Source organism: Chelativorans xinjiangensis (assembly GCF_009812055.1).
Classification (GTDB): domain Bacteria; phylum Pseudomonadota; class Alphaproteobacteria; order Rhizobiales; family Rhizobiaceae; genus Chelativorans; species Chelativorans xinjiangense.
This window is the reverse complement of the sequence record NZ_WQNH01000004.1, coordinates 99940-113638: the sequence shown is the minus strand read 5'-3', so window position 1 is coordinate 113638 and position 13699 is coordinate 99940. Positions and strand designations below refer to the sequence as shown.

Here is a 13699-nt window from a genome sequence, read left to right as displayed (position 1 = left end):
TCGGCGGCAAAACGGTCCGCCAGGCCTAGCGTTCCCCCTCCTGGAGGGCAGGATGGGCTTCCGCGTAGAGCCGGGCGAAGCTCATCGCCACATGGGAGCGCCTGATGTGGCCGACGACGCGCAGATCGCCGATCTCGATGGCCGCCACCGTGTCGGTCATCTCGCGCTGGAAGAAGAAGATCTCGTTCATCAGCATTTCCCGGTACTGGGCAAGCCGCGAGGCGGTCTTCAGCCAGTTGCGCGTCGTCTGATAGTAGAGCCGCTCGGAAATCTCGCGCAGCGGCTCGTTGGCGGTGAGATCCATCAGGAGGTGGAAGAACTCCATGTTGAGGCGGGCGAACTCGCGCGCGTCGGGCCGGGCGACCAGTGCCTCGCCTCGCGCCATGAGCTGGCGGAACTCCTCCAGCTTCCGCCGGTCCGGCGGCACCGGCGACAGCTTGCCGACGAGTTCGGCGAGTTCCACGCGGAGCTGGTAGACCTGCTGCAGGTCATCGATATGGATGTCGGTGACGATGGTGCCGACGCCATGGACGGAGCGCAGGAGCCCCTCGTCCTCCAGCCGTGCCAGGACGCGGCGGATAGGCGTGCGGCTGGTCTTGAACTCCTCCGCCAGATCCTCCTCGCGCAGGCGGCGGTCAGGGGGATAATCGAGCAGGCAGATACGCTGGCGCAGCGTCCGGTAGATGCGCTCGAAACGGGCACGCGCCTCGCCGCCTCTGCTCATCGCTCCCTCACGTCAGCCTGGGCCTCAGCCGTTCCAGCATGCCGAGGCAGGCGGCAAGCTGCTCGACGGACACGAACTCGTCCGGCTTGTGCGCCTCTTCGATCGAGCCTGGGCCGCAGATGACGGCGGAAATGCCGGCGCTCTGGAACAGGCCGGCCTCGGTGCCGAAAGCCACCACTTCCGCCTCCGTCAGTCCCGTCAGTTCGGAGACGATGCGCCGTGCCTCCGATTGGGCGACCGGCTCCAGCCCCTCCACCTCGCCCACCACATGGGTGACGATGTCGGCCTCCTCGGAGACGATCTTCATCGCCGGGCGCAGAACCTGGTCGATATAGGCCTTTATATCGTCCTTCACGAACCCCGCGTCCCCCTCCTGCACCGGCCGCATCTCCCACTCCACCTTGCAATGGCCGGGAATCACGTTGCGCGCCGCGCCGCCCTGCATAAGACCCACCTGCAGCGTCGTCCAGGGCGGGTGAAAGCGGCTTTCCGCCGGCGCCCGCGCCTTCAGCTCCTCGGCGAGCGCCATCAGGCGCGAGACATAGCGCACCGCATACTCGACGGCGTTGACGCCGCGGTCCGGATCGGAACCATGCCCCTCGAGCCCGCGGAACTCGGTCGTGTATTCGTAGCAGCCCTTGTGCCCCTCGATGATGCGCATCGAGGTCGGCTCGCCGATGATGGCCGCGGCGGGGCGGATTGCGGCGCGCTTTAGTTCCTCCATCAGGGCGCGGGCGCCGAAGCAACCCACCTCCTCGTCATAGGTGAAGGCGAAGTGCAACGGCCGCTTCAGGGGCTTTTGGGCGAAGACCGGCACCATGGCGAGGCAGCAGGCGATGAATCCCTTCATGTCGCAGGTGCCGCGACCGTAGAGCCGGCCGTCCACCTCGCGCAGGGTAAACGGGTCGCCGGTCCATTCCTGCCCGTCGACGGGGACGACATCGGTATGGCCAGACAGCACGATGCCGCCGTCGCCTTCGGGCCCGAGCGTGGCGAAGAGGTTGGCCTTGGCGCCCGTCTCGTCATGGTGCATGGAAATGCGGGCGCCGGCATCGCTCAGGATTTCCGCCGCGTAGGCGATGAGCGCGAGGTTGCTGTCGGCGGAGACCGTCGGGAAGGCCACGAGGTCGGCGAGGATTTGCTTGGTGTGTGCGATGTCGGGCATGGGCTGTCTTGATGTTCGCGATGTCCGGCCGGTCGGCGCGAGAAGCCCCCTCTCTTGCGATTTCTAACACTTAGCTTCCGCTGCTCCAGCTAAGATGTTGAAATCGCTTTCTCCCCCACCAAGGGGGAGATAGGTGCGCTGCATAGAGGGGGCCGGCGCGTCCAACCAAAGGATACCTCAATCCTTCACAATCAGTTCCCGCGGCCGCTTGCACAACGCCTCGGCCGGCCCCTCTTCCTTGATCAGGATGCTCTCGGTGATCTCAAGCCCCCAGTCGGCCATCCACAGGCCGGGCATGAAGTGGAAGGTCATGCCCGCCTCGAGGATTGTCTCGTCCTCGCGGCGGAAGGAGATGGTGCGCTCGCCCCAGTCCGGCGGGTAGGAGATGCCGATGGAATAGCCGCAGCGCCCGTCGCGTCCGATGCCGGCTTTTTCCAGTTCGCCGTAGAGGGCCTCGGCCACCTGCCCTGCCCGGTTTCCGGCCCGCGCCACGTCGAGGCCTGCTTCGATGCCGGCGGCCAGCGCCTTTTCCGCGTCGAGCATGTATTGCGGTGGCGTGCCGAGGAAGACCGTGCGGCAGAAGGGCGTGTGATAGCGGCGGTAGCAGCCGGCGATCTCGAAGAAGGTCGCGTGGCCCTGCTCGAAACGCCGTCCGTCCCATGTCAGATGCGGGGCGGCGGCGTCGGAGCCAGTGGGCAGGAGCGGCACGATGGCCGGGTACTCGCCCCAGTCGTCGTCGACGCCGCGGATGGCGTCGCCGTAGATCTCGGCCACCAGGTCGTTCTTCTTCATGCCCGGCTCGATGCGCTCGACGATGCCGTCGATCATCTTTTCCGAGATGCGGGCGGCGCGCCGCATGAAGACCAGCTCCTCGTCCGACTTCACCGCGCGCTGCCAGTTGACCAGCCCGGTGGCATCCACGAACTTGGCGTCCGGCAACTCCTCGTGCAGCACCAGGTAGGCCTTGGCCGAGAAATAGTAGTTCTCCAATTCCACGCCGATGCGCTTATTGGCGTAGCCATGGGCGCGGATGACCTCGGCCAGATGCTGCATGGGGTGCAGCGTGTTGGCCTGCACGTAGTGGTCGGGGTAGCGCAGCACCCGCTCGTCGGACATGTAGCAGGTGCGTACGGCGCCGTTGCCGTCCATGGAGCGGCCCCACCAGATGGGGTCGTCATCCTTGAAGACCAGAACACCCTGATGGACATAGAAGGACCAGCCGTCGTAGCCGGTGAGCCACGCCATGTTGGAGGGGTCCTCGACGAACAGGATATCGATCCCTTTCGCTTCCATCGCCCGGCGGGTCTTGTCCAGCCGGTTCGCGTATTCCTGGATGCTGAAGGGCAAATGGGATGCGGGCATGCTACCTCCGGAACCGTGCCATTCTCGCGGCGCTCCTGGAAGCGCCACACCCGCGACCGCGGCCGAGTTGTGCACAAATGTTACTGTCTGAAATGTTCGGGAACTCTCGTGAGACCTGAAGCCTGACCTAAGGCCGTTGACAACCCCTCGATCCGCATGATGATGTATACATCAGGCACATCCGGCCAGCAATTTCATTTTTCACGAAAAACAAGGGGAAAGATCATGAGACGCTCGGTTCTGAAAGGAATGGTGGCGCTGGGGGCCGTCGCCGCCGTACTCGGCACTGCCGCCACCACGGCAGTCGCGCAGGACGCGCTGGAGCAGGCGCAGGAGTCCGGCTATATCCGCGTCGGATTCGCCAATGAAGCCCCCTATGGATTTGCCACGCCGGACGGCAAGCTGACCGGCGAGGCGCCGGAAGTGGCCAAGGCCATTCTGGCCAAGATGGGCATCAACGAGGTGGACGGCGTGCTGACCGAATTCGGCTCGCTCATCCCCGGCCTCAAGGCGGGGCGCTTCGACATGATCGCCGCCGGCATGTTCATCACGCCCGAGCGCTGTGAGCAGGTGCAGTTCTCCGAACCTTCCTACGGCATCGGCCAGGCCTTCCTGGTAGCCGATGGCAACCCGAAGAACATCGTCGACTATGGCACCATCGCCGAAAGCGGCGACCTGACGCTCGCCGTGATGGCCGGCGCCGTCGAAGCCGATTATGCGGAAAAGGCGGGTGTCCCGCAGGATCAGCTCGTCATCCTGCCGGACCAGTCGAGCCTCGTCAGCGCCGTCCGGGCCGGGCGCGCCGACGCGGCAGCGCTTACCGCCAACTCGATCGCCCGCATGGCCGACAACAACGAGGGTGTGGAATCGACCGAGCCCTTCGGCGAGGTGGCCGGGGAATCGGTGAAGGGCCATGGCGGCTTCGCCTTCCGGCCCGAGGACACGGCCCTCTACGAGGAGTTCAACAAACACTTGAAGGAGTTCATCGGCACCGAGGAGCATATCGAGCTCGTCTCCCAGTTCGGCTTCGGCGAAGGCTATCTGCCGAACAAGACCACCGAGGAACTCTGCGCCGGCGAATGACGCGCCTCCAGCCCAGGGACCGGCGCGCCTCCCCAGGGGCGGCGCGTCGGCAGGCAGATCCGCATAAGGCTCCTGCGGAGGGTGAAATACGGGGCCGGACGGCGGGGGCTATATACGCTTCCGCCAGTGCATCGGCCCGAAAACCGTATCGGTTTTCGGAAAGCACGATGCACAGATTCAATAACTTACAGCGTCCTTTGTGCGTCCTAAGGGACGCACGGCGCTGTAGTGGGGGTTGAGGGGTTCTCGCGATGCAGCTTCGTCCGCTCGCGGTTTGCGCGATCGTCTTCTTCACCGCAGGGTTGGCGGTCTCGAGCTTCGCCGGTTTCCGCGAATTCATTCCAGGCCTTCTGCAAGGCGCCGCGATCACCATTCAGATCACGATCGGCGGCTGCCTTCTCGCCGTCGTCATGGCGCTGATCGCCGCCATGGCCAAGATGTACGGGCCGCTGCCGCTGCGCTGGCTGGCGGTCGCCTATATCGAGGTGTTCCGCGGAACCTCGGCGCTGGTGCAGCTTTTCTGGCTGTTTTTCGTGCTGCCGCATTTCGGCGTCAACCTTGACCCGATGACCGTCGCCATCACGGCGCTGGGCCTCAATGTCGGCGCTTACGGCGCAGAGGTGGTGCGCGGGGCGGTGAACGCGGTGGCGCGCGGCCAGTGGGAAGCTTCCGTTGCACTCAACATGCCGCGGGCCCTGGCGCTCAGGCGCATCATCCTGCCGCAAGCCTTCGTCGCCATGATCCCGCCGTGGGGCAATCTGTTCATCGAACTCTTGAAAGCGACAGCGCTGGTCTCGCTGATCACGATCTCTGATCTGACCTTCAAGGCGCAACAGATGAACCAGACCACCTTCCGCACGATCGAGATATTCACCATCGTGCTCGTCGTGTATCTGGCCCTTTCGGTGCTGATCACCGTCGGCATGCGCACGCTCGAAACCTTCGCCGCACGCGGCATCGCACGGGGGAGGTAGACCATGTTCTGGGACTGGAACTATGTCTGGGAGATCACGCCGACGCTTTTGAGAGCTTCGGTCGTCACCATCCAGGCCACCCTCTTGGGCTTCGTGCTGGCGGCTGTGCTGGGGCTGGTGCTCGCCATCCTGCGCATGTCGAAGACAGGGTGGATCTCCGTGACGGCCGCCGGCTTCGTCGAGTTCATCCGCTCGACGCCGGTTCTCATCCAGATATTCTTCATCTTCTTCGTTTTCCCTGAATTCGGCATCGTGCTGCCGGCCATGGCCGCCGGCGTCATCGCGCTCGGCCTGCACTACGGCTCCTATTGCTCGGAAGTCTACCGCGCCGGGCTGGAGAACGTGCCGAAGGGCCAGTGGGAGGCCTCCACGGCGCTCAACCTGAGCCCCTACATCACCTTCCGCGACATCATCATCCCGCAGGCGATCCCGCCGGTGGTGCCCGCACTCGGCAACTATCTGGTGGCGCTGTTCAAGGAAACGCCGCTTCTTTCCGCCATCGCCGTCCTCGAACTCATGCAGACGGCGAAGATCCTGGGATCCCAGAGCTTCCGCTATGTCGAGCCCATCACGCTGGTCGGCGGCTTCTTCCTGGTCATGAGCCTGGTGGCGGCCGCCTTCATCCGCCAGTTGGAAGCCTATCTCAACCGTACCCTGCGCAACCCCGGAGGCGCACGATGACGACACCCATGGTCAAGTTCGACAATGTGACCAAGAGCTACGGCGCGCTGACGGTGCTCGATTCGCTCGATCTGGAGATCGCGCCCAACGAGAAGGTCGCCATCATCGGCCCGTCCGGCTCCGGCAAGACCACAGTTCTTCGCATGCTGATGACACTGGAGCGCATCAACGACGGCGTCATCTATGTCGACGGCGAACCGCTGACGCACATGCAGAAGAACGGCACGCTGGTGCCCGCCGACGAGCGCTATCTGCGCCGGGTGCGCGGCAACATCGGCATGGTGTTCCAGCACTTCAACCTGTTTCCGCACATGTCGGCGATGAAGAACTGCATGGAAGCGCCGATCCACGTGCTCGGCCTGGCGAAGAAGGAGGCCGCCGACCGGGCGGCGGAACTGCTCGACATGGTGGGCCTCGGCGAGAAGAAGGACCAGTATCCGAGCCAGCTTTCCGGCGGGCAGCAGCAACGCGTGGCGATCGCCCGGGCGCTGGCCATGCGGCCCAAGGTGATGCTGTTCGACGAGGTGACCTCGGCGCTCGACCCCGAGCTCGTCGGCGAGGTGCTGAACGTCATCCGCAAGCTCGGCACGGAGCATAACCTGACCATGCTCATGGTCACGCACCAGATGGGCTTCGCGCGCGAGTTCGCCGACCGCGTGTGCTTCTTCTACGGCGGCAAGATCGCCGAGCAGGGTGCACCGGACAAGATTTTCAGCAACCCGGAAGAGGAGCGTACGCGGCAGTTCCTGAGCGCGGTCCTGGAGGCCGGCTGATGCAGGATGCGCTGTCGCTGGCAGACGTTCTGGCCGCGCGCCGGAGGATGGAGGGTGTCGCCACCCTTAATACGCCGCTCGTCCCCTCCCCCTTCCTGAGCAGGATTGCCGGCAGCGACGTGCTCTTGAAGCTGGAGATCGCGCAGGCGACCGGCGCTTTCAAGCTGCGCGGGGCGGCGAATGCCGTTGCGCTGCTGCCGCCGGAGACGGCGGGCGTGACGTGCTGTTCCACCGGCAATCACGGGCGCGGCGTGGCGTATGCGGCGGCAAGGCGGGGTCTGCGCGCCGTCATCTGCATGTCCAGCCTGGTGCCGCGGTCCAAGGTCGACGGCATCCGCGCGCTCGGTGCCGAGGTGCGCATCGCCGGCAAGAGCCAGGACGAGGCGCAGGCGGAAAGCGACAGGCTGGTGCGCGAGGAAGGCCTGACGGAGATCGCGCCCTTCGATGCGCTCCCCGTTATCGCCGGCCAGGGCACCATCGGGCTGGAACTGATGGAGCAGCGGCCGGACCTTGAAACGGTCCTCATACCGCTGTCGGGCGGCGGGCTTGCCGGCGGCATCGGCTTTGCGCTGAAGCGCATGAAGCCGTCGATCCGCGTCGTCGGCATCACCATGGAGCGGGGCGCGGCCATGCATGCGGCGCTTCAGGCGGGCCGGCCGGTGGAGGTGACGGAGGTGGAGAGCCTGGCCGATTCGCTCGGCGGCGGCATCGGGCATGGCAACCGCCACACCTTGGCGCTTTGCCGCGATTGCCTCGACGACGTGGTGCTCGTGAGCGAGGAAGAGATCTACCGCGCCATGCAGGCGCATTATTTCGAGGATCGCATCGTCTGCGAGGGGGCGAGCGCGGTGGGCGCGGCGGCGCTTATGGCGGGCAAGCTCGGCACGGTGAAAGGCCCGGTCGCCGCCATCGTCACGGGCCGCAATGTCGACATGGCGGTCTTCACCGACATCGTGAACGGCCGCGATGTGAAGCTCGGCGACTATCTTCTCAAGGGCTCCTCTTATGCCGCGTGATATCTTCATCCTCACGGAAAGCGAACTGCGCAAGGCCGTCCGCCTCGACGTGAAGGCCGTCGATGTGGTGGAGGAAGCCTTCGCCGCGCTCGGCACCGGCAAGGTGATCATGCCGCCGATCCTGTCCATGGCCATTCCCGAGGCCAATGGCGAGGTGGACGTGAAGACGGCCTATATCCCCGGTTTTACCGGCTTCGCCATCAAGGTCAGCCCTGGGTTCTTCGACAATCCGAAGCTCGGCCTGCCGAGCCTCAACGGGCTGATGATCCTGTTTTCGGCCAAGACGGGGCTGGTGGAGGCCTTGCTGCTCGACAACGGCTATCTCACCGACGTGCGCACGGCGGCCGCCGGCGCCGTCGCCGCGCGCCATCTGGCGCCGCAGGCGGTGGAGACGGCCGGCGTCATGGGCACGGGCGTGCAGGCGCGGCTGCAGATCGAGGCGGCGCATCTGGTGCGGCCCTTAAAGAGCGTGCTCGTCTGGGGCCGGAACGCGGAAAAGGCGGCGGCCTGCGCGAAGGACATCGCCGACAGGCTCGACATCGAAGCCCGTGTGGAAGAAGACCCCGCCCGCCTGGTGGCCGAAAGCCAGCTCGTCGTGACGACGACGCCGGCGGAGGAGCCGGTGCTCAAGGCCGAATGGCTGCACCCGCGGCTCCATATCACCGCCATGGGATCGGACCAGGAGGGCAAGAACGAGATCGACCCGAGGGCGCTGGTTGCGGCAGACCTCTACGTTGCCGACCGCGCCAGCCAGTGCGAGAAGCTGGGCGAGTTGCGCTCGGCCATCGCCGCGGGGCTGTGGACGGGCGGAAAGCCGGTGGAGTTGGGCGGGATCGTTCAAGGTGAGCAGGGACGCACGGGCGAGGACCAGGTGACGATCTGCGACCTCACCGGCACCGGCGCGCAGGATACGGCGATTGCGACGTTTGCGCTGGGGGAAGCGAAAGAGGTAGGAGCTGGGAGCGTTATTGAGAGTTGAGAATGAAGGGCACCCTCCGCCCGACCGCAGGACCACGCCAAGATGCTCAAACTCGACGACCGCGACCTGAAAATCCTCTCCATCCTGCAAAAGGAAGGCCGCATCTCGAAGGCGGCGCTCGCCGAGCGTGTCAACCTCACACCGGCGCCCTGCTGGGAGCGGCTGAAGCGGCTGGAGAAGGCGGGGGTCATCACCGGCTACCATGCGGACGTGGCGCTCGCCCGCCTCGCCCCGCATGTCGTCGTCTTCATGGCCGCCGAGTTGGAGGGGCACCGGGCGGAGAATTTCCAGCTTTTCGAACGCTGGGTGCAGAAGGTCGACGAGATCGTCGGCTGCTGGGCCGTCGGCGGCGGCTTCGACTATATCCTGCAGGTCGTCGCCCGGGACATCGATGCCTATCAGCGCCTTGTGGATGGGCTCTTGGAGGCGCGCGTGGGGCTCGTGCGCTACTTCACCTATATCGTCACGAAGCCGGTGAAACAGCCGAAGGCCATGCCCCTTTCCTCACTTCTTGCCCCTGCATCCGGGCGCCAGAAGGATTGATCGGCAAGCGCCCGTAAATTCAGAAGAATCATCGGCGGCGGGCGGCGTTTCCCATGGAAAATTTGCCGCCGGAAACCCCATCTCAAGGGAAGAATAGAATCCGCCAGGGAGTGAGCCGATGTCTGCCCTTGCCGCCCTTGAAAAGACCGCCCTTTCGGACCTGCGCGACCCGCGCCTTTTCCGCGAATACGCCTATGCCAACGGCCGCTGGATCGCCGCTCCCGGCGATGCGGCGATCGACGTCCTGAACCCGGCGGACGGCGCCCGCGTCGGCTGCGTGCCGGCGCTCACCGCGGCGCAGGCGGATGAGGCGATTGACGCCGCGCATCGCGCCTTCGCCGGCTGGGCCGCGCGCCTGCCGCAGGAGCGCGCCAGCCTTCTGCAGCGCTGGCATGCGCTGATCCTCGAGGCGCGCGAGGACCTTGCCCATCTCATGGTGCTGGAGCAGGGCAAGCCCCTCTCCGAGGCGCGCGGCGAGATCGACTATGCCGCCTCCTTCGTCGAGTTCTACGCCGAGGAGGCCAAGCGCCTGAACGTGGAAAGCATCACCCCGCATCTGCCGGATGCGGAGATGCGGGTGTCGCGGGAGCCAGCCGGCGTTGCGGGGCTCGTCACGCCGTGGAATTTTCCCTCCGCCATGCTGACGCGCAAGGCCGCGGCGGCACTTGCCGCCGGCTGCACGGTGGTCGCCCACCCCTCCTCCGAAACCCCCTTCTCCGCCCTGGCGCTCGCCGAGCTTGCCGAGCGCGCCGGCTTTCCGGCGGGCGTCTTCAACATCGTCACCGGCAAGGCGGCGGATGTGGTCGGCGCGATGACGGCCTCGCGGCAGGTCCGCGTCGTCTCCTTCACCGGCTCGACGGAGATCGGCCGTCTGCTCTATGGCCAGTCGGCACCCACCATCAAGAAGCTGGTGATGGAGCTGGGCGGCCATGCACCCTTCCTCGCCTTCGCGGACTGCGACCTCGAACGCGCGGTGGAAAGCGCGATCACCGCGAAATTCGCCACCTCAGGCCAGGACTGCCTGGCCGCCAACCGCTTCTATATCGAGCGCCCCATCTACGAGGCGTTCGTCGAGGCCTTTGCGGAAAAGGCGCGGGCGCTGACGGTCGGGGCGGGCCTCGACGACCCGGACATCGGCCCGCTCATCAACGGGCGCGCCGTGAAGAAGCAGGAGGAACACGTGGCCGACGCGATCAAGAAGGGCGCAAGGCTTGTCGCCGGCGGCAGAAGGGCCGATGCCGGCGAGAATTTCTTTCTCCCGACGGTGCTCGCGGACGTGCCGGAGAACGCGCTTGTCTTCCGCGAGGAAACCTTCGGCCCCCTCGCCGCCTTCGCGCCCTTCGACCGTGAGGACGAGGTGCTTTTCCGCGCCAACGACACGGAGACCGGGCTCGTCGCCTATCTGCACACGAAGGATCCCGGCCGCATCGCCCGGCTTTCGCGCGCGCTCGAATTCGGCATGGTGGCGGTCAACCGCACCAAGATCACCGGCGCGCCCATCCCCTTCGGCGGCATCAAGCAGGCCGGGCTCGGCCGGGAGGGATCGCGCATGGGGATGGAGGAATTCACCAACGTCAAATATGTCTGCGGCGATACCCACTGAGGAGCGGCGGCGATGTTCGCAAATCCCTTCACCGACGAAGAACTGGGCCAAAGGCTGGAGGCCGTGCGCGGCGCCATGGAGACGCGCGGCCTCGACCTGGTGCTGCTCTCGACGCCCGAAAATATCTTTTATCTCACCGGCCTCGACCACTGGGGCTATTTCGCGCCGCACCTTCTCATCGTGCCGCCCGAGGGCGAGATGGTGCTCGTCACGCGGCAGATGGAACGCGTCTCCATCGAGAAGCAGGTGCGCAACGCCCTCTTCCATGGCCACGCCGACAACGAGACGGCCGCCGACCTTGCCGTGCGCTTCCTGAAGGATTCCTTCGCGGCGAAGGAGCGCTCGCGCGCGGTGCTGAAGGCGGTTGTGGAGGAGATCGAGGGGCAGGCGGACGACGGCGCCATGCGCATAGGCGTCGAGACCTGGTCGTCGGGCCATTCCTACGGCTTCGGCCATGCGCTGCGCGAGAGCCTGCCGGACGTCCACTGGGTCGACGTCACCGGCCTGGTCGACAACCTGCGGCTCGTCAAATCGCCCCTGGAGCAGGACCTGATGCGCCGGGCCGCCGCCATATCGGACATCGCGGCCGAGGCGGCCATCGCCGCCATCCGCGACGGGGCGAGCGAGCGCGACGTTGTGGCCGAGTGCCATGCCACGATGATCCGGGCAGGCGGCGAGGTGCCCGGCTTCGGCCCCTTCATCCGCCCGGGAAAAAGACTGGGCGAGGAGCACACGACCTGGGGCGACGGTGTCTACCAGGCCGGCGAGCCGGTGTTCATCGAACTGTCGGGCTGCGTCAGCCGCTATCATTCGCCGCTCGGCCGGCTCGTCCATGTCGGCTCCATCCGCGACGAGGACGCCAGCATGGCGGAGGTGTCGCGCGGGGCTTTCGAAGCAGTGCTCAGCGCGCTGCGCCCCGGCGTGCTTGCGCGCGACGTCTATGCGGCCTGGCAGGCCGTCGTCGACGAGGCCGGGCTTTCCCACTACCGCCGCCACCATTGCGGCTATTGCGTCGGCATCGGCTTCCCGCCGTCATGGACCGGCGGCAACCGCGTCACCGGCCTGCGGCACGATTCGGACCTCGAAATCCGCGAGGGCATGACCTTCCACATCCTCTCCTGGCTTATGGGCACGGGCAAGGGCGATTTCTTCGTCTCCAACGCCGTGCTGCTCGGGCCGGACGGGACGGAAGTGCTTACCAAGACGCCTCTTGGGCCCACCATCAGATAGGAGACGACCATGCTCTTGAAGAACGACCAGCTCGACCAGTGGGACCGGGAGACCTTTTTCCACCCCTCCACGCACCTTGCCCAGCACGCACGGGGGGAAAGCCCGAACCGCATCGTCACCGGCGGCAGCGGCATCTATATCGAGGACCGTGACGGAAAACGCCTGCTCGACGCCTTCGCCGGGCTCTACTGCGTCAACGTGGGCTACGGGCGCACGGAGATCGCCGAGGCCATCGCCCATCAGGCCAAGGAGCTTGCCTACTACCACGCCTATGTCGGCCACGGCACGGAGGCTTCGATCACGCTGGCGAAGATGATCCTCGACCGGGCGCCCGAGAACATGTCCAAGGTCTATTTCGGCCTCGGCGGGTCGGATGCCAACGAGACCAACGTCAAGCTCGTCTGGTATTACAACAACATCCTCGGCCGGCCGGAGAAGAAGAAGATCGTCTCGCGCTGGCGCGGCTATCACGGCTCGGGCCTGATGACGGGCTCGCTGACGGGGCTGGAACTCTTCCACAAGAAGTTCGACCTACCGCTTGCGCAGGTCCTCCACACGGAAGCGCCCTACTATTACCGCCGCCCCGACCTCGCCATGAGCGAGGAAGACTTCACGGCGCACTGCGTGGCCCAACTCGAGGCCCTCATCGAGCGCGAGGGTGCGGACACCATCGCCGCCTTCATCGGCGAGCCGGTGCTGGGCACCGGCGGCATCGTGCCGCCGCCGGCGGGCTACTGGCAAGCGGTCCAGAAGGTCCTGAGGAAGCACGACATCCTCCTGATCGCCGACGAGGTCGTCACCGGCTTCGGGCGGCTCGGCTCCATGTTCGGCTCGCACCATTACGGCATCGAGCCGGATCTGATCACCATCGCCAAGGGGCTGACCTCGGCCTACGCGCCGCTGTCGGGCTCCATCGTCGGCAAGAAGATGTGGGCAGTGCTGGAGAGGGGCACGGACGAGAATGGGCCGATCGGCCATGGCTGGACCTATTCCGCCCATCCCATCGGGGCGGCCGCCGGCATCGCCAACCTGAATCTGGTCGACAGCCTTGGCCTGGTGAAGAATGCCGGCGAGACGGGTGCCTATCTCGTCGAGACCATGAAGGACGCGCTCGGCGCCCACCCCCATGTCGGCGACGTGCGCGGCGAAGGCATGCTGTGCGCCGTCGAATTCGTGGAAGACCGGGACAGCCGCCGCTTCTTCGATCCGGCGCGAAAGATCGGCCCGCAGGTCGCCGCCGCCCTCCTCAGCGAAGGCGTTATCGGCCGCGCCATGCCGCAGGGCGACATCCTCGGCTTCGCCCCGCCGCTATGCCTGACACGGGCCGAGGCGGACAAGGTGGTGGATGCGACGGCGAAGGCGGTGAAGGCGGTGCTTTAGCGCCCCTTCCCTCCCCCTTGCGGGGAGGGTGGGCCCGCCGGCTTGCCGGCGGGGTCGGGTGGGGGTCGCGCGGCCGCGTGCCAGAGTTTCAATATCGAGGTAGTGATAAGCCGAATTTCAGAAGTTGGCGCGCGGCGCGGCCACCCCCCTCCGCCTCGCTTCGCTCGGCACCTCCCCCGCAAGGGG

13 protein-coding genes are annotated in these 13699 nt (G+C 66.1%); 10 read left to right on the top strand and 3 right to left on the bottom strand.

The genetic code is table 11. The features are described 5' to 3' along the window. Positions 1-25: 25 nt before the first annotated feature. The 3 genes from GM910_RS04770 to GM910_RS04760 all read right to left on the bottom strand — a co-directional run bounded on the left by GM910_RS04770 (position 26) and on the right by GM910_RS04760 (position 3251). The gene (locus tag GM910_RS04770; RefSeq protein ID WP_159586373.1) at positions 26-724 is read right to left on the bottom strand and encodes a GntR family transcriptional regulator; all 699 of its coding nucleotides are present in this window, start codon (positions 722-724) and stop codon (positions 26-28) included. 7 nt (positions 725-731) lie between these two features. Next, positions 732-1889 (bottom strand): acetylornithine deacetylase, encoded by a 1158-nt coding sequence (gene argE / locus GM910_RS04765; protein WP_159586372.1) that lies wholly within the window; start codon positions 1887-1889, stop codon positions 732-734. Positions 1890-2066: 177 nt separating this feature from the next. Further along, complete coding sequence (locus GM910_RS04760; protein ID WP_159586371.1) at positions 2067-3251, bottom strand: M24 family metallopeptidase; 1185 nt, start codon at positions 3249-3251, stop codon at positions 2067-2069. Between the two features lie 225 nt (positions 3252-3476). Here GM910_RS04760 and ehuB point away from each other — a divergent pair, with 225 nt between their 5' ends. The 10 genes from ehuB (at position 3477) to GM910_RS04710 (ending at position 13513) form a co-directional block, all read left to right on the top strand. Beyond that, a complete protein-coding gene (ehuB, locus tag GM910_RS04755; RefSeq protein WP_246225851.1) occupies positions 3477-4334 on the top strand; it encodes an ectoine/hydroxyectoine ABC transporter substrate-binding protein EhuB in 858 nt (285 codons plus the stop codon). Between the two features lie 251 nt (positions 4335-4585). Further along, a complete protein-coding gene (ehuC, locus tag GM910_RS04750; RefSeq protein WP_159586370.1) occupies positions 4586-5308 on the top strand; it encodes an ectoine/hydroxyectoine ABC transporter permease subunit EhuC in 723 nt (240 codons plus the stop codon). A gap of 3 nt (positions 5309-5311) precedes the next feature. Then, positions 5312-5989: an ectoine/hydroxyectoine ABC transporter permease subunit EhuD gene (gene ehuD / locus GM910_RS04745; protein ID WP_159586369.1), complete on the top strand. Its 678-nt coding sequence runs from the start codon at positions 5312-5314 to the stop codon at positions 5987-5989. Beyond that, positions 5986-6762, top strand: a complete 777-nt coding sequence (ehuA, locus tag GM910_RS04740; RefSeq protein ID WP_159586368.1) for an ectoine/hydroxyectoine ABC transporter ATP-binding protein EhuA — start codon at positions 5986-5988, stop codon at positions 6760-6762. The genes ehuD and ehuA overlap by 4 nt, the downstream gene beginning before the upstream one ends. Then, complete coding sequence (eutB, locus tag GM910_RS04735; RefSeq protein ID WP_159586367.1) at positions 6762-7778, top strand: hydroxyectoine utilization dehydratase EutB; 1017 nt, start codon at positions 6762-6764, stop codon at positions 7776-7778. The genes ehuA and eutB overlap by 1 nt, the downstream gene beginning before the upstream one ends. Next, positions 7768-8757 carry a cyclodeaminase gene (locus tag GM910_RS04730; protein ID WP_159586366.1) on the top strand — a complete coding sequence of 330 codons (990 nt, stop codon included), beginning with the start codon at positions 7768-7770 and terminating at the stop codon, positions 8755-8757. The genes eutB and GM910_RS04730 overlap by 11 nt, the downstream gene beginning before the upstream one ends. A gap of 42 nt (positions 8758-8799) precedes the next feature. Further along, positions 8800-9300 carry an Lrp/AsnC family transcriptional regulator gene (locus GM910_RS04725; RefSeq protein WP_159586365.1) on the top strand — a complete coding sequence of 167 codons (501 nt, stop codon included), beginning with the start codon at positions 8800-8802 and terminating at the stop codon, positions 9298-9300. Positions 9301-9418: 118 nt separating this feature from the next. Further along, entirely contained in the window at positions 9419-10903 is a 1485-nt protein-coding gene (locus GM910_RS04720; protein WP_159586364.1) for an NAD-dependent succinate-semialdehyde dehydrogenase, read from the top strand. A gap of 12 nt (positions 10904-10915) precedes the next feature. Beyond that, a complete protein-coding gene (locus GM910_RS04715; RefSeq protein ID WP_159586363.1) occupies positions 10916-12133 on the top strand; it encodes a M24 family metallopeptidase in 1218 nt (405 codons plus the stop codon). A 9-nt stretch (positions 12134-12142) separates the two neighbouring features. Further along, the gene (locus GM910_RS04710; protein ID WP_159586362.1) at positions 12143-13513 is read left to right on the top strand and encodes an aspartate aminotransferase family protein; all 1371 of its coding nucleotides are present in this window, start codon (positions 12143-12145) and stop codon (positions 13511-13513) included. The last annotated feature ends 186 nt before the right edge of the window (positions 13514-13699 follow it).